Below are 19,880 nucleotides of genomic sequence, written 5' to 3' on the forward strand. Positions count from 1 at the left end.
GGGAGTTGCTTCCTAACGTACTACTTTAATCAAAAAAGCAACAGGCGATAGGCTGTTGCCTATCACCCTTATCAAAGAATGAAAATTCCTCTCTTCTACCACCTACCACCTATTTTCTAGATAGATGTAATTTGAATGCACATCAGCTTGGTTGTCGCCAAGAATCAACGAACAAACTTCTGGCGGATACGGGAGACAATAATATCTACCTCTGGTAATTTTAGCTGGGCAGCAAATAGGGCAAAGACGCTCAAACCGACTAGCGCGGCTGAACTCAACTGTAATAGTTGTAGCAATAAAGTCTGAGTATTCCAAAGGTGTTGGAAGCCCCAACTGACACCCCAACTGGCTAACCCAGCAAGTACACTTCCAGCCGTTAAACCCAAAAACGGCAAACCCCACTCTCGCCAAGGTAATCCATGTAACTTCCGATCCAAAAACCAAAGCAGTGCGATCGTTGAAGTAACGTTCACTCCTACCGTTGCTAATACTAAACCGGGTGCGCCAAAACGACTGACAAGTAAATAATCCAGTAAAGCATTCAGGAAGATATTCACAATACTGATCCGAAAGGGTGTATTGCCATCTCCCAAAGCGTAAAATACTCGTACCAAGACATCGCGCCCTAAGTAGAAAAACATCCCGATGCCGTAAGCAACGAGTAATGAGGCAACCAGTTGGGACGCTTCAGACTTAAAGGCTCCGCGTTCGTAAATCACCCTGACAATTGGTACAGCCAACGCGATCGCTAAAGCACCGAGAGGCAGCATGGTAAGCGCCGTCAAGAATAATCCTTGACGAATCCGCGCCTTGAGTTCAGTCCAATTTTCAGGAGCCGCTAAGCGAGAAAATAAGGGGAACAGCGGCACTAAAATGACATTGGAAATAATTCCCAGTGGCGTTTGTACTAACAACCCTGCATAGTTGATCGCCGCCGCCGCACCTTGAATGGAAGAGGCAAAATATAAATCGGTGTAGAGGTTAATTTGCAACATCCCGGATGAGAGACTCGCCGGCCCCATCACTCTGAGAACTTCATCGACTCCCGGCAATTTCCAGTTGAATCGCAGACGTAACTTGCCCAAACCCGCTCGCCACTGGACACCAAGCTGCACTAACCACTGCAAGATTGCGCCACTCAATGTTCCCCACGCCAACACCTTTCCACCTAGTAAAACGTTTTCAGGGGCAGTAATACTCTCACCAAGTCCCAACGCTAAAATTGCAATGCCGCCAATGACGGTAATACTAGAAAATAAAGGACTAACCGAGGGAAGCCAGTACATATCAGCAGCATTGAGCGTACCAAAGCCGATACCGATAAAGCCAGCAAGCATCGCCATTGGAGCCATAATCTGAAGCTGTGAAATTGCGATCGCACGGGCTTGCTGACTTAATTCTGGCCCTACCAAGTCGATAAAAAATCCTGCACCCAGAATTAGAAAGATCGAGACAACAAGTAGTATCGCGCCCACAAGCGTAGTAATCGTTTCGACAATCGGAGCGGCTTCTGATTTGTCGCGCTTGGCAAGTACACTAACAATCGCACTGTGAAACGGGCCATTAATGCCACCCAGTAAAATCAACAAAAAGCCAGGAATGACATAGGCAAAACTGTAAGCATCAAAAGCCGGCCCAACCCCAAAGGCAGCCGCGATTACCTGTTGACGCACTAATCCAAATACTTTACTAATCAGCGTGGCAACTGCCACAATCCCGGCAATGCCAGCCAAGGAGCGAGAAGGCTTCTGCGGATTCGACACAAATTGTTAGTACTTTACTTCAGTAACACATCATATTCATTTAATCCTGAGTTGGGTGTTACCCTTCAGGTAAGATGCGCTAAATTGTTTTCCTATCCTGCCAAAGATACGTTAAATTTGGGTTCTCTAGTGCAACCAGTAGACTGACACAAGCCTGTGACGGGGAGATGTGGAGAAGGGCAGATGGTTTAACGGCTATCTAGCCATTGTAGAAACTATGCAATTGGGAGACGCGGCAGCTTAGCACTTTGCGATCGCGATCATATCGGCAAGCCGAAATAGCTGAGATAGTACCCTAAAAATAAGATAAAGCTGTAATACCGATAGGACTTACCCGAATTGCTCGTTTAGACACTATTCGTACTCAGGTGGCAGTGTCCATCCTACAGGTAGAGTTTCTGCGTAAGTCCCGACCAAGAAAGCGACACAAGTGTTTGGAAAAGCACTACATGAGGAGAACTAGCTTGAACGTGGATACCTTTATCAGGCAAATACAGGATATACAACAGCGTCTTGCTCAAATTCGAGGACGCACGAATGAAGCACCGACGCAACAGCAAATCCCCCCTAAGGCTACTAACTTTCAAGCTGCAAGTGTTGATAATCCAGGGCAAACGCTAACTTTGACACAGCAACAGCTAGAAATAATGGTGGCAGCATTCCAGGAACTAAATGCCACCCTTGAAGAACTGCAAACCACTAACGAAGAACTCTCCTCCTCAAACTTAGAGCTACAGCAAGCCAATGAGCGCTTTCACTTGGCAACTAATGCCATCAATTGCATTATCTTCGACTGGGATATCAAGAACTGTCTAGTACACAGAACACAGGGACTTGTAAATGTTTTAGGCTATCGTCCTGAAGAAGCGGAACCTAGCCTCGGTTGGTGGACAAGTCGCATCCATCCAGATGATCGACAACGGGTGAATCAGGAAATTTCTCAGGCTTTGGCGGGTAGCAGAGATTTTAGTACTGAATATCGGATTTTGAACAAAGATAATCAGTACCTGTATGTCTGGGATAGAGGCAAAATTCTTAGAGATGCAGCGGGACAGGCGGTGCGCGTCGTTGGCAACACACTGAATATTACTCCTCGTAAGCAAGCACAAATCGCCCAGTCCGAGAGTGAAGAGCGTTTATCTGCTATTGCTGCCAATATCCCCGGTTCGGTTTATCGCGCTGTGCAGCATCCTGACGGGAGGATGTCTTTACCCTATATCAGCGCTGGAGTGCAGAAACTTACAGGGTTAGCGCCAGATGATCTGATAGAAGCACCGGAGCGATTATTCGCCACAATTCACCCGGATGATCGATCTCACTGCGATCAAGTCATGAAATTGGGTTACGAAACGCTTCAGTCAGTTCAGCATGAGTTTCGCCTCATCACGACATCGGGTGAAGTGAAATGGATTCAAGATAGTGCTTGCTATTTCCAACGAGAGAATGGTGATGTGGTTGCAGATGGCGTAACACTCGATATTACAGAGCGAAAACATTCAGAACTATTACTACGTGAGAGTGAACAGCGCCTTCTAACGATTTTAGATAGCTCACCCACCAACGTTTATTTAAAAGATTTGCAAGGAAAATACCTGCTGTTTAACCAGGAATGCGAAAAAACACTACGCCTCAAGCGAGAGCAGGTAATTGGCAAAACGGACTACGAATTTTTACCAGAAGCGATCGCTCAGCCTTTAGTCACTAATGATCAAGAGGTACTTAGAACCCTAACCCCTCTAACACGAGAGGAAATACTACCTGGGGGGGATGGCATCCAAACCTTTATCAGTGTGAAATTTCCACTGCTTGATACGGCTGGTGTTCCTTATGCAATTTGTGGGATGTCCACTGATATTAGCGATCGCAAAAAAGCAGAACAAGCTCTACAACAACTCAATCAAGAGCTAGAAGAGCGAGTCAAAGAACGAACTGAATCTCTAGAACAGAGAAATCAGCAACTTCTAAGTAAGATTGCTGAACATCAACAAACCCTTGAGGCATTAGGGCAGAGTAAACAACGGTTCTCACAACTTGTCGCTAATGTGCCAGGAATAATCTACCAATTCCTCCGGCAAACTGATGGCTCCATGTCTTTCCCATACATCAGTTCTGGATGCCGTGAAATTTTTGAATTAGAGCCGGAATTGATTCAGGACGATGCAATGGCTCTAATTAAATTGATTCACCCAGATGACAGTGTAAGTTTTGAGGAATCTGTTGTTACATCCATTACAACCTTGCAGCCTTGGAAGTGGGAAGGACGGTTTCTTACAGCTTCAGGAAAAGTCATCTGGCTATCTGGTGCTTCTCGTCCCCAGCAACAAGCGAACGGAGATATTCTTTGGGATGGCTTGCTGATGGATATTACTGAGCGCAAGCACATTGAAGCGGCGTTACGTCAGAGTGAGGAGCGCTTCCACCAGATTACAGAAAATATTAATCAAGTTTTCTGGATCATTACTCCAGATTTGAGCCAGACACTCTACGTGAGTCCTGCTTATGAAAAAATTTGGGGTAAAAGCTGCGCTTCGCTGTATGAAAATCCTAGAGATTGGACAGCCAGCGTCTATCCAGAGGATCGGGAGTATTTAAGAAATAGTCTTAGTAGACAACTTCGGGAAGCATACGACATCCAGTATCGAATTGTACAACCGAATGGTGCAATTCGTTGGGTACGCGATCGCGGTTTTCCAGTTTGGGATGAGACAGGGAAAATTCAACGACTTGTCGGGTTTGCTGAGGATATCACTGAGCGTAAGCAAGTTGATGAAGCTCTCTCGATTAGCGAAGAACGCTTTCGTACTGCCGTCGAGACGATGCTTGATTGTTTTGGGATTTATACAAGCATTCGTGACGAATCAGGACAAATCCAAGATTTCCGAACCGAATATCTCAATCCCGCTGCTTGTGAAAGTGACAGGGTAGTGATGGAAGAGGTAATTGGCAAAAGGCTTTGTGAGTTGCTTCCCAATCACCGCGAATCAGGATTGTTTGACGAGTACGCAACAGTGGTAGAAACAGGCAACCCGTTAATCAAGGAAGACCTAATTTATGAAGACACTTATGGAGAAGCGAAACTAAGTAGAGCTTACGATGTCCGGATTGCTAAACTTGGTGACGGTTTTGCCGCTGTCTGGCGAGATATTACAGAGCGTAAACAGGCAGATGATGCTTTGCGAGAGAGTGAACAGCGGTTCCGTCAACTAGCAGAAAATATTAATCAAGTCTTCTGGATGGGTTCTCTTCAACCGTTGAAAATCGTTTACGTCAGCCCAGCTTACGAAGTAATTTGGGAGCGTACTTGCGAAAGCTTGTATCAAAATCCAACGTCTTGGTTAGATGCTGTTCATCCACAGGATTACGATTACGTTTTTGCGGCTGTTCAGAAACAGGCTGAAGGAAATTATGACATTGAGTATCGAATTATAAGGTCTGATGGGTCAATTCGATGGATACGCGATCGCGTAACTTCTATCCGTGACGAACAAGGGTTAGTGTACCGCTTAGCTGGCATTGCCGAAGACATTACAGAGCAAAAACAGAGGGCAGTAGAAATTAACAACGCCCTCCAAAAAGAACGGGAACTCAGTGAACTCAAATCAAGCTTTGTTGCAATGACAAGTCATGAGTTTCGTACTCCTCTAGCAACCATTCAATCCTCGGCTGAACTATTAGAACGCTATCAACAAAAGTTGTCAGCAGACAAACAAGTAATACATCTCAAACGTATTCAAATGGGTGTTGAACGCATGACTCAGATGTTGAATGACATTCTGATCATCTCAGAGGTCGAAGCGGGGAAACTGGAATTCAACCCACAACCGCTGAACTTAGTAAAATTTTGTCGTGATCTGGTAGAAGACCTACAACTTTCAGCCAAAAAACAACAGCTAATCATCTTCACTCATCAAGGCGACTGTCAAGAACAAGACGCAGCTTCTCCAGAAAGTAAAGACTTGGATAACGTTCAACACGAAAAGGCAGAAGGCAGAGGGCAAACGGCAGAAGGGATTTATCCCAATGCATTCTTCACGAGCATAGGAGCGACGGATTGTAGCCAAGGGGTTCAATGCCCTTCTGAACAGAACATAAAGCCCTCTGCCTCCCTTCCTCTGCCTTCTCGTGAATATCGACTAGATGAAAAATTGCTACGACAGATTCTTAGCAATCTACTTTCAAATGCCCTGAAATATTCTCCTGCTGATAGCACTGTTCAGTTTAATCTTTCATTCCTGCACAACAAAGCAATCTTCCGAATTGAAGACCAAGGGATTGGGATTCCGCAGGAAGACCTATCTCGCTTATTTGAATCGTTCCATCGGGCTACCAATGTTGGAACAATTCAAGGTACAGGGTTAGGTTTAGCGATTGTCAAACAGTGCGTGAACTTGCACGGAGGAGAAATCACTGTTGAGAGTGAAGTGAATCAAGGTACTACATTCACGGTAAGACTACCTTTAAATCACTAAACATCAATATATGTTGTTTTCTGAATTAAAACTTAGTAAAAGAAAATTAGTGACTTCTCCGGATAAGGTAACTTAACATTAGATAGTTGGTAGTGATGCTAAATTCATTTCAGTAAGAGTGCTTCACCTTGAAGGCGCTATAGCGTAGCGCTAGCCTAGCCCTTGTCGAAAACTAGAGTAGACACTTCGTTGTGACAAACGCTAGGGTAATGGCTGTGAGAATTATCAATTGAGCGCTTCAAAGGGAATCTTAGGCGAAAAACAGTTAGCCTAAATCTACAAGTTGAATGGGTTTATTGCTTATTCCTGTTTCTATTTATCAAAGGGTGTCCAGTAATGATAAAAGCTATTCACGTAGAATTATCCCTAAAAGAATGGATACTGAATCTTTCTACGCAGAGCTACCTGTTTTAGATAACTTCCTGGATATTACTACTTCCAAAAACTTTAAATCTGTACCCAACGATTGGTATGTAATAATTACTGACATTATTGGTTCTACTAAAGCAATAGAATCAGGGAAATATAAAGCTGTCAACCTGATTGGAGCTTGTTCTATCGTTGCGGTCTTAAATATAGCTGAAAACCTAAAAATCCCCTTTGTATTCGGTGGTGATGGTGCAGCAATCTTGATTCCACCTTCCCTATTTATTAAAAGCAAATATGCTCTTTTAGCAACACGTCATCGGGCAAAACTAGAATTTAATATGGATTTGCGGGTAGGAGCAGTTCCTGTTGTAGATTTGCTCAAAGCAAACTATGAAATCAAAGTCGCTAAACTGAGAGTTTCTGAAAACTATTACCAAGCTGCTTTTACGGGCGACGGTTTGAGCTACGCTACTCAATTGATCAAACACCCAGAAACAGCTAGTCTTTACAACTACTATGAACCTCCCAATCCGAATATAAAAGTAGATTTCTCTGGTTTAGAATGTCGTTGGCAGGATATTCCCAGCAAACACGCAGAAACTGTGAGTTTAATTGTTAAAGCCATATCTGAAGATAACGAAGTCAACAATAAAGTTTATCGAGAAGTTATCAAAAAAATTCAAGCCATATATGGCAGAGAAGAGACTTTACATCCAATTGCAAAAAAATACCTTAAGCTTGCTTTTAGTTATAATTCCTTACAAGCAGAAACTAGACTAAGGGCGAAAAGTAATAATTTCTGGCATCAACTAATTTACTTTCAAAAAATAAGATTAGAGAACATCTTGGGTTGGATTTTGATGACGTTTAAAGTTCAGTTACAAGATGTTGATTGGGGATTTTATAAGGAAGGTGTTCTTGCTGCAACGGATTATAAAAAGTTTGATGATATGTTACGAATGATTATTTCTGGAAACCAGGAGCAACGAGAAAAATTGGTCAGCTATTTGGAGAAAAAATACAGAAATGGCAATTTGGTGTATGGGCTACACTCTTCAGATCGGGTACTAATGACCTGTCTCGTATTTGAGCGTAATGGACGCCAAGTACATTTTGTTGATGGTGCAGATGGTGGCTATGCCACAGCGGCTAAGTCGATGAAGCAACGCATTAACAGCAAGCAACCATCTACGGGTGTATTCTTGTGATTGAGAATTAGATTTATCGTTTAAGCTACCTTACACCTGAGAGATGATTCAGGTCAATAACCCGGAACCCCTTTGGGTTGGTATCAACACCGCGCTTCCAAATCGAATTATCAAGTTAGCCTTGGAGCAAAAGCGATTTCCTGAGTTAGCCAATTTGCTTCAACGATAGTGTCACAAGGACGAAAACCTTAAAAATTTGGGTGTGATATAACCCAGATAGCCTAAAAGGGCTTAAACCAAAAGGACTCCTTACTAATGACCCAGCAAATCCGGGGAATGTTTGTCTGTCTGTTACTGTTGAGTACCATTGTTGGCTGCGGGAAGACAACGCCTGAGGCGACCACAACACCTCAAAGCAATCAAGGGAGGACAACATCTCAATCACAGACAGCCCCTCAAGACGGCTGGAAAGAAATTGCTGGACAAGGAGTTACGTTGTCGCTACCCGCTAACTATGAGGGCGGCAACCCTAGTACTGACATTGATGAAATTACTCAAAAGTTAAAAGCGATCGCACCTAGTTATGCTCAGAGTATGGAGGTGATTAAACAAAACCCGGAGGCGATCGCGTTACTCGCCTTTGACCCGCAAAGTGGTAAATCGGGATTTCTGACGAACGTCAACATTACCAAGGAAGACGTTCCTCAGGACGTGACGGTTGAACAATACCTGAAAGCGGCTAGCCAACAGATTGCTAATCAGTATAAGGTTCTAGAGCAAAAGGTCGTGCCTCTCGATCAGTATCAAGCTGGACGAATTACGGCAGAAGCAAAGGCTGGAGAAATAACCATTAAACAGCTATTCTATGCTGTAAAAAATGATAAGAAGTTTTGGTTGGTAATGTATTCCACCACTAGCGCTGAATTTGACCAGCGTTTGCCCAATTTTGAACAAAGCATTCGTACCTTTAAAGTTTCTCAATAGGATAGAAAACAGGGGGTTAGGGATGAGGTCAACGTGCAGCTAAAGCAGGTCATCATTGTTCACAAAGCCGGAGATTCCCAAGGTCGCGCTTGGGCAGAAAAATGCGCTCGGCAACTAGAAAAACGTCATTGCCACGTTTTAATCGGACCGAGTGGCGCAAAGGATAATCCTTACCCAGTTTTTTTAGCCTCCGCCATGGATCAGATTGATTTGGCGATTGTTCTGGGTGGTGACGGCACGGCACTAGCTGCCGCAAGACATCTTGCGCCAGAAAGAATCCCAATCTTAGCCGTGAATGTCGGGGGACATCTGGGATTTTTGACAGAACCGCTAGAGAAATTTACAGACACTGAACTTGTTTGGGATCGACTCCAGGAAGACCGTTATGCACTCCAACGGCGGATGATGGTGCAAGCAACTGTATTTGAGGGCGATCCACGTAGTGCAAGATCTACTTCACCCACCAATCTGGAACCTGTAAGCGATCGCTTCCTCGCACTCAATGAAATGTGCATCAAACCCGCCTCCGCTGATCGCATGATTACCTCTTTTCTTGAGATGGAAATCGATGGGGAAGTTGTCGATCAGTATCAGGGAGATGGGCTAATTATCGCTACCCCTACTGGATCAACGTGCTACACCATTTCTGCCAACGGACCAATTTTGCACGATGGGATGGAAGCCCTCATCGTAACGCCGATTTGCCCCTTGAGCCTCTCTAGCCGTCCAATTGTCCTACCTGCTGGTTCCGTCGTTAGTGTCTGGCCGTTGGCTGACTATGAGTTGAATACAAAACTCTGGATGGATGGTGTCCTGGCAACCTCCATCTGGCCCGGACAACGAGTAGATGTTCGGATGGCGAATTGCTACGCAAAGTTTATTATCTTGCGAGAAAGTTATTCCTATTACCAAACATTACGGGAAAAGCTGCAATGGGCTGGTGCAAGAATCCATTACAGCAACAATCATCGCAACTAAGGAGTTCAGGAGTTCAGCGCTTTTTAAGATTGGGTTTCGTGCCTCAACCCAACCTACGTCTGTAGCAGTTCCCAGTTAAATGAGGTACAGTTAAAAGCTGTGAAACAGCACTACTAGTCAGGAAAACAAAAAAGCTGATGGCTGATAGCTGAGGGCTAACTGCTATATATTCAAGATGCAACCAAAAGGCACATCAGCTGAGAACGTTCTAATCAAGTGCTCTAATTGCGCCATAGCTGTTGATGGAATACTCAATCTGCAACAGCAAGCGTTCTTTACTCGTTGGCAACGTCCCCTTGTGGAAGCAGGTCGAATCCTCAGCAAAACCTAAACCGGCTTCTCCACAAATCGCTACCACCTTATCTGCACCATAGCAAGAAACAATCTCTTGGTCATCCTTGCTCGCACAGCGCATACCTAGCAGTTGGTGGAAAAACTTCTTATTCTTGTGAGTGCCCCGAATCAAGATATGAGGACCTGCTGAAAGATCGACATCTGTTAAATAAAAGAAAAACTTGATGAACCGATAGTCATCCAGGTCATAGTGATACACCTGCGCCGCCTTTAGCTGGTCATTGAATGTGGCTTCTACCGGAAAACTCCACCACAACTCTGTCGCCATGTGTACCGGAGGCGCACCTAAAAACTTCGCTGCGATCGCTAATAGTGTTGGGTCAGTTTCCAGACGCTTAACCACCTCACACTTTTTCAAGTTGTGCAAATAGCTTCCTAAACGAATTTGTTGACCCAACTCTGCTTGGGCTTTTTCTTTCTCAGGGTAATAAAAGCCGAGTTTTGAGTCTCTATTAGCAAAGCAAAGTGTTGAGTCAGCAAAATCCCGAATTTCCTTCACAACGCTGGGAGGAAGATTTACTCCAATACCATAACTATCCGTTTTGATGCCAGATACTACCGCATCCACATCGACATTTTGAAATACGGTAGGCTGTTCCTGACTCAGTTGATAGGTATTCTCTGTTCGTTGGAAAAGTAAACTAATGGCATTGCGAATTAGCTCAAACCGACCAATTTTACGCAGCCAAAACAATCCCGGCTTTTCTACAAGACACTGATAATTTTTCTTGCAGTAATCAGAGAGCTTCGATAATAAATTGGGATATGTTTGAACTACAGTCGTCATTTGTTTTGAACTTTCTTCCATTTATTCACGTGTTAGCAAGCAACTCATCACAATTCAGCAGAAGCGCTTGAACCGCTTCTGCTACATAGCTAAATATTGCTTTCGATAAGCCTTAATTTTCCGTACTGACTACTACATACTTTTAGACTCAAGTGCAAACAATCGTTGACAAGAAACGGGTAGGGCTTACGTGTTAGTTGTTAAGCTCTTTGAACCTCTTGTACATCATAATCTAGATGTAGAAGCATCTGCCAATAGATAGGCATTTGTTTTACTTATTCTTTATAGCTATCTTATTTCTTTGAGGAAATGATAAAGTTTTGAAGCTTGATTATTATCAAAGATTAAAAAAAGCTGAATAAGTGGTTGGATAGTCCAGCCATAGCACCCCAGCCTTATAAGAGCAAATTGAGTTCTTGATACGGCAAGCATGGTACCCACATCTTGCTAAGACTCAAAAGGGCCGTAAGGCTTATTATAATTCCTAGACTTTTCTCCTATTTTGGATAAAACCTCATCTAAACTTCTCTTTAATTTTCCTTTTTTTCTGACCCTGCTGGCTCCGCAAAATCACTTAAATTATGTACGATGACTGGCTGGTCTTAAAGGTGTGTCTTTTCGAGTAACAACAGCATTCCTACCCTTGTAAGTGCGATCGCTTTCACCCTGCAAAACGTGGATTAACAAGCTGACTCAAGGGTTCAGGATTTTCAACCTCGTTCAAACAGAAGGCGTAGCTAGTACCTCCTGGTTAGAACCAAAGTAAAGGCAGCTTAATTCTTCAAGGGAAATATCATTATTGGCTTGCGGATTACGGAAGTAGGGATGGATTGGCAGGAGAGAAGCCGGACGGCGTTCTGTCGGCGAGGACACAATCTCCTCGATCAGGGTCAAGTAATTCTCAGCAGTACTCTCCCAGGTGTAAGAGGTCAACACCCTCTCCCTTCCAGCTTCGGCAAAATAATCCCATTCCTGACCATCACAGATCAACCGCTCCAAGCCCTGTGCAATATCAGCAGGGTCTTGTGGGTCAACCAGTACACCATATTCCTCATCTCCCTCTCGCAGGCTCTCGCTGGGGCCACCATTCTGAGTTGCGACCACAGGTAAACCCGTTGCTGCCGCTTCTAAGGGAGCCAGACCAAAGGGTTCATAGAGTGCAGTTAGCGCAAATACCGAGCGGCGTTGACGCATAAACCGATAGGTCGCCGCCAGTCCCTCTTGCCCTTGATCAGATAAGCCAAAAGCACTGATCTTGCCCCATAAGTTATTTTCTTGCACCACTTCGCGGATGGGGACTAAGACGCCTTGTTCGGCTAGCTCATTATCAGCCTCCTCGCGTAGTGGATCGTCTAGTCCACCTGTAAGTATTACTAAGTTGGCTCGTTCTTGAAGCGTCTGGCTCATTGCATAGGCTTGCACTAACCCCAAGATGTTTTTCTTGGGAGCTAATCGGCTGGCAGCCAGGATAGCTGGTAAATCTCGCCGTTCCTCAGCAATATCTCGTGCCAATCGCTCCTCAATGAGTTGGTAGGTAGCTTCTTCATCTTCGGAGCGGGTTTCTGAACTGAAGAGGGAAGAGTCTGCTCCTGGCGGAATCACAGTAAAGCAGTTGTCGTTATTGACATCCACTGCGCCATGATAGACAGGATGAGAGTATTGCTCAAAGCGTTCCTGTTGTGTACTGGTGATATTGACAGCCGAGCGATTCATGCTCAAGCGTTCAGCTACGATGCGGTATTTGAAGTGAAATTGCTCGTCTATTTCAGCCAAATTCTCTGGAGTGGGTTCCAATTTGTCCAGCTTTTGTGCGCCGAGAGAATGACCCGTAAATGTGAAGGGTATGCCTGTCTCGTCCTCAATTAGAACAGCGGATAGTCCGCCATCGGCATAGTGGGCGGTCATGGCATCGGGTAAACCACCCTCCTCTCGATAAAATTTCAGGATGTTAGGCACCCAATCGGTGACTAGATGCGACCAAAGCAACTCTTTTGGGAGGAATTCTTTTGGTCCTGCTGGCAAGCGGATGATGCGGACGTTGTCCACGCCGGGATAAGCGTCAAACGGATCAGCAAATTCTGGCCACTCCGGATCGATGATTTGGCGGGTGAGAATATCAACTTTGTGACCCTTTTGAGCCATCGCTAGGGCAACTTCCCTAACATAGATTAGCTGACCACCAAAATCCGGATGTCCCGTTAGATGACTATTACTTGAATCAAAATTGCCCTGAGGGTTAAGAAATCCAATGTGCATCGTCTGATTCCTAAGAAAGCTTCATGTGAGTGAGCTAGAGAATTCTGCCTGAAGACGCACAGGAACAATGAAAGCGAACATATCCAGAATTAGTACTGGCAGTAAGGCTTTCATGAGTGCCATTAAAAGTTTAAGATAGAGAGCTTTTATGGGTTCCCTTCGGTTGAGACCCAGCCGGATTCAAGCATTTTCCTATTGCTTAGGTTAATCGCTACTAGAGAGTCCTCACATATACCGGATGACATAAAGCGATCGCTAATCCTTAGGTTCCTGAATGATTACACCACGATTAAGCGATTAAAATGCACATCAGCTTAGTATCCTCAGTAATCGTTGTCATGTTGGCAAGGATGGCGTTCGCTCAATAGTCGCTATTAGGATTGAGCAAGCGCAAAGTACAACTAACTCAACACGCTCAACCTATACACAGACAATCCCATGACTGAATACAAACAAACTCCAGAAAATAGCTCTCTATCCCTGTCTACCCCTCCATTGGTTACTAACACATCGGAGGCTGATGCCATCCTTACGAATGCGATCAAACACGTTTGCGAAGAGACTGAATGGGAATATGGTGAAGTCTGGATTCCCGAAGCGGACAACACAATCCTACAACTGAGTCCAGCCTGGTATATCACTACACGGGTAGACAGCGATCGCCACCTTGCCTGGAAGCAGTTTCGGTGCTGTAGTGAGGAGTTTGTCTTATATCCAGGTGAGGGATTACCGGGACGAGTTTTTTCAGCTCAACAACCAGAATGGATTGCTGATGTCTCGATTCAGTCAGAATTCTACTTTTTACGGAATCAGATTGCCAAAGCGTTTGGGGTTAAATCAGCCTTGGGTGTGCCTGTAGTTGAGGGACACCTACAAATTGTTCTCGTTTTTTTCATGTCAAAGATTTGGGATGAGAACAAGCAAGTGATTGCCTCCACCGAGGCTTTCGCCGAGCAACTTAAACCATTACTGCCAAGTCTGAACTGAAGCAACGAAATGTAGAACGTTTTTAAAAGCGTAAGGAATGCGATCGCCAATCGCTTTGGTACCAACCGCTACGACAATATGGAGGTCATTCTGACTAATCGAGTATGTTAAAACCGATGATATTACCCTAATCCGCAAGGACGGGTGTGACGTTAGACTACTCATCAACGGATTTCGCAAGCTAGTTAGGAGGATTTAGGAGATGACTCAGGGTTCCGTCAATCAGCTTGGCGAAATTATCCCTCAAACGCTCAACGCATATGCTCCCAATGTGTTTCCAGAATTTCATCAAACGCTGCAAACACACTTTCCAGGGGCAATACCGATGAGTAAGTACATGAGAAAAACTTTCCAAAGCTTGAGTACCTACGGTTTTTGTGACGAAAACACGATGGGAATGATCGCAATCTGTCGGGATGAAATCGCTGAACCGCTATTCATTGAAGTCATTCGATATTGGGGGAAAACTTTTAATTGTTGCAGCTTAGCTGGGTTTGTCATGATGGGAAAAACCGGGTTAGCCGCCGCAACAGACCATACCCCGATCGTTGATGGTCTGCGTCGTTTTACCTTCTATGCTATGCCTCATGTCGCCATTTCTAGACATGGCGATATTGGCAAGGTCTATCGAGATGGCGTTCAAAAAGTTTCCCATGCTTGTGGAGCATTAGAAACGGTTGTCAAGGAGTTAGCATCAGGTCACCTGAAACTCGAAATGGATATGCAGGATATTGAACAAACGATTATCCGGCAGAAGATTCTTTCAACCCTTACTTATGGAGACAAGCCCGATTTGATAGAAATTACCAAATTGGCATCTCGAATTATTTCCAACGATGTCGAAAACCTTTTAAATACCCTAGACTCGTCCGTCTTTAATTATGCTGTCATGACCGGAATTCAAATTCACGGACCCCTAGACACTCACTGGATCTACCCGCAAGATTTTTATGTCGTTGGAGCGGATATTTCTGAAGGAAAGGAACATATTAAAGTGTTTCAGTAGAGACAAGATTAAATAAGGCAATGGCAACGCGATCGCTACTCGCAATACCTGTACGCTAAATCTCAAATCTTCAGCTCGGATAGTTGGTTCATTGGCTTTAGCTTTAGCCCTAGCTCTGTGTCTTGGTTAAGGCGCGTAGGTGGTAGGTTTTAAGGGAAAAGTTATAGCCCTCTCCTGGGAAAGATTAGGGTTGTGGGTAGATTTTGGCTGACAAGGCATACCTGTAGACCTACAACCTAACACCTAAAACCTGTCACTTTGACAGGGGCAGCTTTAGCCCTAGTCACTGATGTTTGGTTCCATATCACAAAAGTTTCGCTTATTGTTGCTTGTGTAACATTTTTTTAGACTTGCGTCTTCTAGATTAACAATAAAGCTTCAACTCAATAGGAGGCTTGATATGGGCTTGATCAGGAGCATTGAGATTCGGCAGCTAGAGTCGATCAAAGGAGGAATGTCTCAGTTCTACACTCCTCAAGCTAGTCACGAGACAATGCTGGTACAGATTCCACCAGGAACAGTGGATGATTTGTTTGTACACAGATTTCAGACAGACCAATTATTGGTTGTGCGGGCAAGCTTTGTGCTGGTGGTGTTACAAAACCGTCATTACCAGTACATTCCCCTGTATGAAGAGCAGCCAATGGTAGTCAAAATCCCTCATGGTGTTCCTCATGGAGCGATTAACTTGAGTGCAGAACCCTGTGTGCTGGTGAATGCCGTATTACGCCATGGTGCGGCTCATGAGCGAGATTATCAACCCCTGAAACGACCCTTCCCTTACGATTTAGAAGCCGCTCAGGCAACGCTGAAGGAAGAATTTATAGCGGGTGCTATCGGCTAGACCAGCTTGCCCCAGGTTCCCTTACCTCTTTCGCGAAAAGATGGGTGAAAACATTTTGAAGGGAGTATGGAAGAGTTGAAACATGCGATCGCGCTTGCAAATCAAGCATTTGTGGCACTTGTAAAATCAACTACACCACCTAGGTTTCATCAAGCTTAGAAGAATTTATCAAAAAAAGTTCTTAGGTTCCTGTTTGATGGGGCATACATGACCTAGCGTAAGAGTAGATTAGCTCTTATACCAGTACCCCATGCCATTGATAATCCTGGTTGCAGATGACAACCTGGGAACTCGTCTTTCTGTTAGCGATTACCTGGAAATCTCAGGCTACTCAGTCGTCGCGGCTGAGGATGGTCAGGAGGCGTTGTCTCTGATTGACAAGTATCATCCTCACTTGATTGTTACAGACATCAATATGCCGAAAATAGACGGATATGAGCTGGTCCGAAGAGTTCGTCAAAAGCCAGCATTCCGTCTGTTACCTGTGGTGTTCTTGACCGAGAGAAACACTACAGAGGAACGGATTCGCGGTTACCAGTTAGGGTGCGACTTGTATCTACCCAAGCCTTTTGAGATGCAGGAATTGGGTGCGGTGATTCGCAATCTTTTGGAGAGAGGGCAGATGATGCAGGCGGAGTTACGATTCTCCTCGCCAGAAGTAACACCTGAGTCTGAACCGTCACACCAAGTACAGACAAGTCCCAGTAAGCTGAGCGCTTCTAGACCGAATAGTTTTGGTATAAGCGATCGAGAACAGGAAGTCTTGGATTTACTCACAACAGGTTTATCCAATGTTGAAATCGGCAACAAGCTGCACCTGAGCCATCGTACTGTCGAAAAACATGTCAGTAAGCTCTTGAGCAAAACAGCAACCAGTAATCGAGCCGAGCTAGTACGATTTGCCCTAGAAAACCATTTAGTAGAATAAGTCTCAGGACTCTTGAAATAGGTAAAGAGTTTTGCTAGCTAATTTCATTGGCTAACACCAACCCTAGTTACAAAAAACTCTGCTACTCAATGTTGCTGCAACCTCTGCTCAACCAGATTTCCAAGAGTTCTGGAAAAATCCCCCTCCGGGTTTTCCTCGTCGTCCCGTTTGTCCTCCAGACTGTTGCTGCTGTGGGACTGACAGGGTGGTTTTCTTTACGCAATGGGCAGCAAGCCGTTAACGATGTTGCTAACCAACTGGGCAGTGAAATTACCGCTCGGATTGACCAAAACCTGCGTACTTACCTTGCTACCCCGCATCAGATTAATCAGATCAACGCAGCGGCTATCAGTCTTGGTCAACTCAATATCCGAGACTTAGCAGGATGGGAACGTCAATTCTTTCGTCATCTTCCGATATTTAATAGCCTGTATAGCATTACGCTGGGTAACGAGCAAAAAGAATTCATTGGGGTAGAAACTCGCGAACAGGGCTTACTCGTAGTAATGCACTCGGATAAGACTACGGGGTATAACCTGCGTACCTATGTTGCCAACAACAAAGGCGATCGCTTAAGACTTCTTAGCCTCACTAAAAACTACGACTCGCGAGTTCGCCCTTGGTATAAAGCCGCTGTGAATGCGAAGAAACCCGCTTGGAGTCAGGTTTTTCCCCAATTCAGTACGAAAGGACTCAACATTGCGGCGGTTCAGCCCATTTATGACAAGCAGAATAAGCTACAGGGAGTAGTCAGTATCGGCGTACACCTCTCGAAAGTCGGTGACTTTCTGCAAAGTCTAAAAATTGGTAAAACTGGACAGGCTTTTATTATCGAGCGGTCAGGGCTGTTGGTGGCAACCTCGACGACTGAACCGCTATTCCGCATCAACAACGATAAACAGGAACGGCTCAACGCGGTTGATAGCAGTAACCTTTTAACTCAAGCGACGGCTAAATATTTGTTAGCCAAATTTGGCAATTTCAATCAAATTAAAGATTCCCAGCCTCTTGAATTTGATATTGACGGCAAGCGGCAATTTGTACAAGTCCTACCCTTACTCGATAACAAAGGCTTGGACTGGCTGATTGTGGTGGTAGTGCCAGAATCAGACTTTATGGAGCGCATTGAGGCAAACACTCGCTGGACAATTTTGCTGTGTCTCGGTGCCTTGGGACTCGCAACTCTATTAGGCATACTGACTTCCCGTTGGATCGTCCAGCCAATCCTACGGATGAGTAAGGCAGCAAAAGCGCTCTCTCAAGGGCAATGGGAGCAAACCGTACCTGTAGAACGCGCTGATGAACTAGCGGTACTGGCCAGCGCCTTCAACCAAATGGCACTGCAACTGCAAGAATCTTTTGCTGCTCTAGAACAGCGCAATCAAGAGCTAGAAAGTCGAGTTGAAGAGCGTACTGCCCACCTGCAAACTGTTAATGAGCAACTGCGAGTTGAAATTGTCGAACGCACACAAGTGGAGATGGCGCTACGAGAATCAGAAACCCAGTTACAGCAGGCAAAAGAGGCAGCTGAAGCCGCTAATCGTGCGAAAAGTGAATTTCTTGCGAATATCAGCCACGAACTGAGAACCCCACTCAACGGGATTTTGGGCTATGCACAAATCCTCAAGCGTGAAAAAAGCCTGATGCCCCAACAGCAGGATGGGCTAGTGATGATTCAACAGTGTGGTGAACATCTGTTGACCTTGATTAATGATATTTTGGATATCTCAAAAATCGAAGCCCGGAAAATGGAACTCCAGCCAAGTAATTTTCATTTTCCCGAATTCTTGGGTGGCATTGTTGAACTCTTCCGAATGCGATCGCAACAGCAGGGAATCGCTTTTATCTACGAAAGCCTTTCGCCTCTCCCAACTGGTGTATGGGGTGATGAAAAACGCTTGCGGCAAGTTTTGATTAATTTACTCGGTAATGCCGTCAAGTTTACTGAAAACGGTGGAGTCGCGTTCAAAGTTGGTGTGGTTGAGGAACCAACTCAGCCAAACTCAGCGCCTACAACTAGTGAAACCTACAGAATACGGTTTCAGGTGGAAGACACAGGAATTGGCATTCCTCCAGAGAAATTAACAGAAATCTTTTTACCCTTCCAGCAAGTAGGCAATCACAATCAATGGATCGAGGGAACTGGACTCGGTTTGCCAATCAGCAGCAAGCTCGTCAAGATGATGGGCGGTGAACTTCAAGTCAAAAGTATCTTAGGTTCTGGAAGTATATTTTTCTTTGAAATCAATTTACCGAAAGTGACAGAGTGGACTAATTCCTCCACAATTGATGCGCCGATGATGAGTGGTTTTAAAGGTGAGAAGCGCAAGGTGTTAGTCGTGGATGATAAATGGCAAAATCGTTCTGTTCTACTCAACTTGCTATCACCTTTGGGCTTTGAAGTGGTTGAGGCGACAGATGGTCATGATGCGTTACTCAAAGCTGCCGAGTTTAAACCAGATGTGATTTTAATGGATTTGGTTATGCCTGTGATGGATGGTTTTGAGGCAACACGACAACTGCGGCAAGCAACCGAACTCAAAGATATTGTTGTAATTGCTACATCAGCAAGTACATTTGATTCCGATCATCAGGAAAGTTTAAATTCAGGTTGTGACGATTTTATTGCCAAGCCAGTGCGCTCAAAGGAGCTTTTTGAACTTTTACAGTCTCATTTAGGGCTGGAATGGGTTTACGAAGAGGAGATAACAACACCAGGGAAGCTAGATGATACCCGAATCCAAACTCATGGAGATTCTTCTCATACTTCTGTCTCACTAGTTGCGCCACCAGTGGAAGAAGTAGATGCCTTGTTTGAACTGGCGAAAATTGGCGACATCAAGGGCATTTTGGAAGGAGCAGAGCGTCTTGAACAGATGGATGAGAAGTTTTTACCGTTAGTACAGGAGCTTCGTCAATTGGCTAAGGGATTTCAGGTTAAAAAAATTCGGGAATTGCTTAAGGCTAAGAGTGAGGTTTAGTTTAATTTTGAAAAAGTTAAGCACTT

General features: G+C 44.7%; 14 protein-coding genes. 10 read left to right on the plus strand and 4 right to left on the minus strand.

Features of this window, described 5'->3' with window-relative positions; translation table 11 throughout:
• Nucleotides 1–164: 164 nt before the first annotated feature.
• Nucleotides 165–1,763 carry a murein biosynthesis integral membrane protein MurJ gene (gene murJ, locus AC5JL3_RS25375; RefSeq protein WP_496077118.1) on the minus strand — a complete coding sequence of 533 codons (1,599 nt, stop codon included), beginning with the start codon at nucleotides 1,761–1,763 and terminating at the stop codon, nucleotides 165–167.
• A 449-nt stretch (nucleotides 1,764–2,212) separates the two neighbouring features.
• On the opposite strand from murJ, the gene AC5JL3_RS25380 reads away from it, so the two are divergent.
• From AC5JL3_RS25380 to AC5JL3_RS25400, 5 genes are all read left to right on the plus strand, one after another.
• Entirely contained in the window at nucleotides 2,213–6,232 is a 4,020-nt protein-coding gene (locus tag AC5JL3_RS25380; protein WP_496077119.1) for a PAS domain-containing protein, read from the plus strand.
• 374 nt (nucleotides 6,233–6,606) lie between these two features.
• A complete protein-coding gene (locus AC5JL3_RS25385; protein WP_496077120.1) occupies nucleotides 6,607–7,809 on the plus strand; it encodes a DUF3095 domain-containing protein in 1,203 nt (400 codons plus the stop codon).
• A 43-nt stretch (nucleotides 7,810–7,852) separates the two neighbouring features.
• Nucleotides 7,853–7,978, plus strand: coding sequence for a hypothetical protein (locus tag AC5JL3_RS25390; RefSeq protein ID WP_496077121.1), 126 nt, complete (start codon nucleotides 7,853–7,855; stop codon nucleotides 7,976–7,978).
• 86 nt (nucleotides 7,979–8,064) lie between these two features.
• The gene (locus AC5JL3_RS25395) at nucleotides 8,065–8,733 is read left to right on the plus strand and encodes a hypothetical protein (protein ID WP_496077122.1); all 669 of its coding nucleotides are present in this window, start codon (nucleotides 8,065–8,067) and stop codon (nucleotides 8,731–8,733) included.
• 33 nt (nucleotides 8,734–8,766) lie between these two features.
• The gene (locus AC5JL3_RS25400) at nucleotides 8,767–9,711 is read left to right on the plus strand and encodes an NAD(+) kinase (RefSeq protein ID WP_496077123.1); all 945 of its coding nucleotides are present in this window, start codon (nucleotides 8,767–8,769) and stop codon (nucleotides 9,709–9,711) included.
• A gap of 208 nt (nucleotides 9,712–9,919) precedes the next feature.
• On the opposite strand, the gene AC5JL3_RS25405 is transcribed toward AC5JL3_RS25400, so the two are convergent.
• Together AC5JL3_RS25405 and AC5JL3_RS25410 are read right to left on the minus strand one after the other, a co-directional pair.
• Nucleotides 9,920–10,852: a phytanoyl-CoA dioxygenase family protein gene (locus tag AC5JL3_RS25405; protein WP_496077124.1), complete on the minus strand. Its 933-nt coding sequence runs from the start codon at nucleotides 10,850–10,852 to the stop codon at nucleotides 9,920–9,922.
• 720 nt (nucleotides 10,853–11,572) lie between these two features.
• Nucleotides 11,573–13,108, minus strand: coding sequence for a glycosyltransferase (locus tag AC5JL3_RS25410; RefSeq protein ID WP_496077125.1), 1,536 nt, complete (start codon nucleotides 13,106–13,108; stop codon nucleotides 11,573–11,575).
• 438 nt (nucleotides 13,109–13,546) lie between these two features.
• Between AC5JL3_RS25410 and AC5JL3_RS25415 the strand changes: the two genes are divergently transcribed.
• A complete protein-coding gene (locus tag AC5JL3_RS25415; protein ID WP_496077126.1) occupies nucleotides 13,547–14,095 on the plus strand; it encodes a GAF domain-containing protein in 549 nt (182 codons plus the stop codon).
• Here AC5JL3_RS25415 and AC5JL3_RS25420 read toward each other — a convergent pair.
• Nucleotides 14,075–14,260, minus strand: a complete 186-nt coding sequence (locus AC5JL3_RS25420; protein WP_496077127.1) for a hypothetical protein — start codon at nucleotides 14,258–14,260, stop codon at nucleotides 14,075–14,077. The two genes, AC5JL3_RS25415 and AC5JL3_RS25420, sit on opposite strands and share 21 nt — an antisense overlap.
• A gap of 37 nt (nucleotides 14,261–14,297) precedes the next feature.
• On the opposite strand from AC5JL3_RS25420, the gene AC5JL3_RS25425 reads away from it, so the two are divergent.
• From AC5JL3_RS25425 to AC5JL3_RS25440, 4 genes are all read left to right on the plus strand, one after another.
• Nucleotides 14,298–15,101 carry an LCIB family protein gene (locus tag AC5JL3_RS25425; protein WP_496077128.1) on the plus strand — a complete coding sequence of 268 codons (804 nt, stop codon included), beginning with the start codon at nucleotides 14,298–14,300 and terminating at the stop codon, nucleotides 15,099–15,101.
• Nucleotides 15,102–15,501: 400 nt separating this feature from the next.
• The gene (locus tag AC5JL3_RS25430) at nucleotides 15,502–15,945 is read left to right on the plus strand and encodes a cupin domain-containing protein (RefSeq protein ID WP_496077129.1); all 444 of its coding nucleotides are present in this window, start codon (nucleotides 15,502–15,504) and stop codon (nucleotides 15,943–15,945) included.
• 250 nt (nucleotides 15,946–16,195) lie between these two features.
• A complete protein-coding gene (locus tag AC5JL3_RS25435) occupies nucleotides 16,196–16,873 on the plus strand; it encodes a response regulator (protein WP_496077130.1) in 678 nt (225 codons plus the stop codon).
• An 89-nt stretch (nucleotides 16,874–16,962) separates the two neighbouring features.
• A complete protein-coding gene (locus AC5JL3_RS25440) occupies nucleotides 16,963–19,854 on the plus strand; it encodes a hybrid sensor histidine kinase/response regulator (RefSeq protein WP_496077131.1) in 2,892 nt (963 codons plus the stop codon).
• Nucleotides 19,855–19,880 lie beyond the last annotated feature (26 nt).

Source organism: Symplocastrum torsivum, from assembly GCF_059505465.1.

What these genes read in the sequence shown, in the direction of transcription:
- AC5JL3_RS25380 (WP_496077119.1), top strand. Translation starts at nt 2,213, where the DNA reads ATGAGGAGAACTAGCTTGAACGTGGATACCTTTATCAGGCAAATACAG.
- AC5JL3_RS25385 (WP_496077120.1), top strand. Translation starts at nt 6,607, where the DNA reads ATGGATACTGAATCTTTCTACGCAGAGCTACCTGTTTTAGATAACTTC.
- AC5JL3_RS25390 (WP_496077121.1), top strand. Translation starts at nt 7,853, where the DNA reads ATGATTCAGGTCAATAACCCGGAACCCCTTTGGGTTGGTATCAACACC.
- AC5JL3_RS25395 (WP_496077122.1), top strand. Translation starts at nt 8,065, where the DNA reads ATGACCCAGCAAATCCGGGGAATGTTTGTCTGTCTGTTACTGTTGAGT.
- AC5JL3_RS25405 (WP_496077124.1), bottom strand. Translation starts at nt 10,852, where the DNA reads ATGACGACTGTAGTTCAAACATATCCCAATTTATTATCGAAGCTCTCT.
- AC5JL3_RS25410 (WP_496077125.1), bottom strand. Translation starts at nt 13,108, where the DNA reads ATGCACATTGGATTTCTTAACCCTCAGGGCAATTTTGATTCAAGTAAT.
- AC5JL3_RS25415 (WP_496077126.1), top strand. Translation starts at nt 13,547, where the DNA reads ATGACTGAATACAAACAAACTCCAGAAAATAGCTCTCTATCCCTGTCT.
- AC5JL3_RS25420 (WP_496077127.1), bottom strand. Translation starts at nt 14,260, where the DNA reads ATGAGTAGTCTAACGTCACACCCGTCCTTGCGGATTAGGGTAATATCA.
- AC5JL3_RS25425 (WP_496077128.1), top strand. Translation starts at nt 14,298, where the DNA reads ATGACTCAGGGTTCCGTCAATCAGCTTGGCGAAATTATCCCTCAAACG.
- AC5JL3_RS25430 (WP_496077129.1), top strand. Translation starts at nt 15,502, where the DNA reads ATGGGCTTGATCAGGAGCATTGAGATTCGGCAGCTAGAGTCGATCAAA.
- AC5JL3_RS25435 (WP_496077130.1), top strand. Translation starts at nt 16,196, where the DNA reads ATGCCATTGATAATCCTGGTTGCAGATGACAACCTGGGAACTCGTCTT.
- AC5JL3_RS25440 (WP_496077131.1), top strand. Translation starts at nt 16,963, where the DNA reads ATGTTGCTGCAACCTCTGCTCAACCAGATTTCCAAGAGTTCTGGAAAA.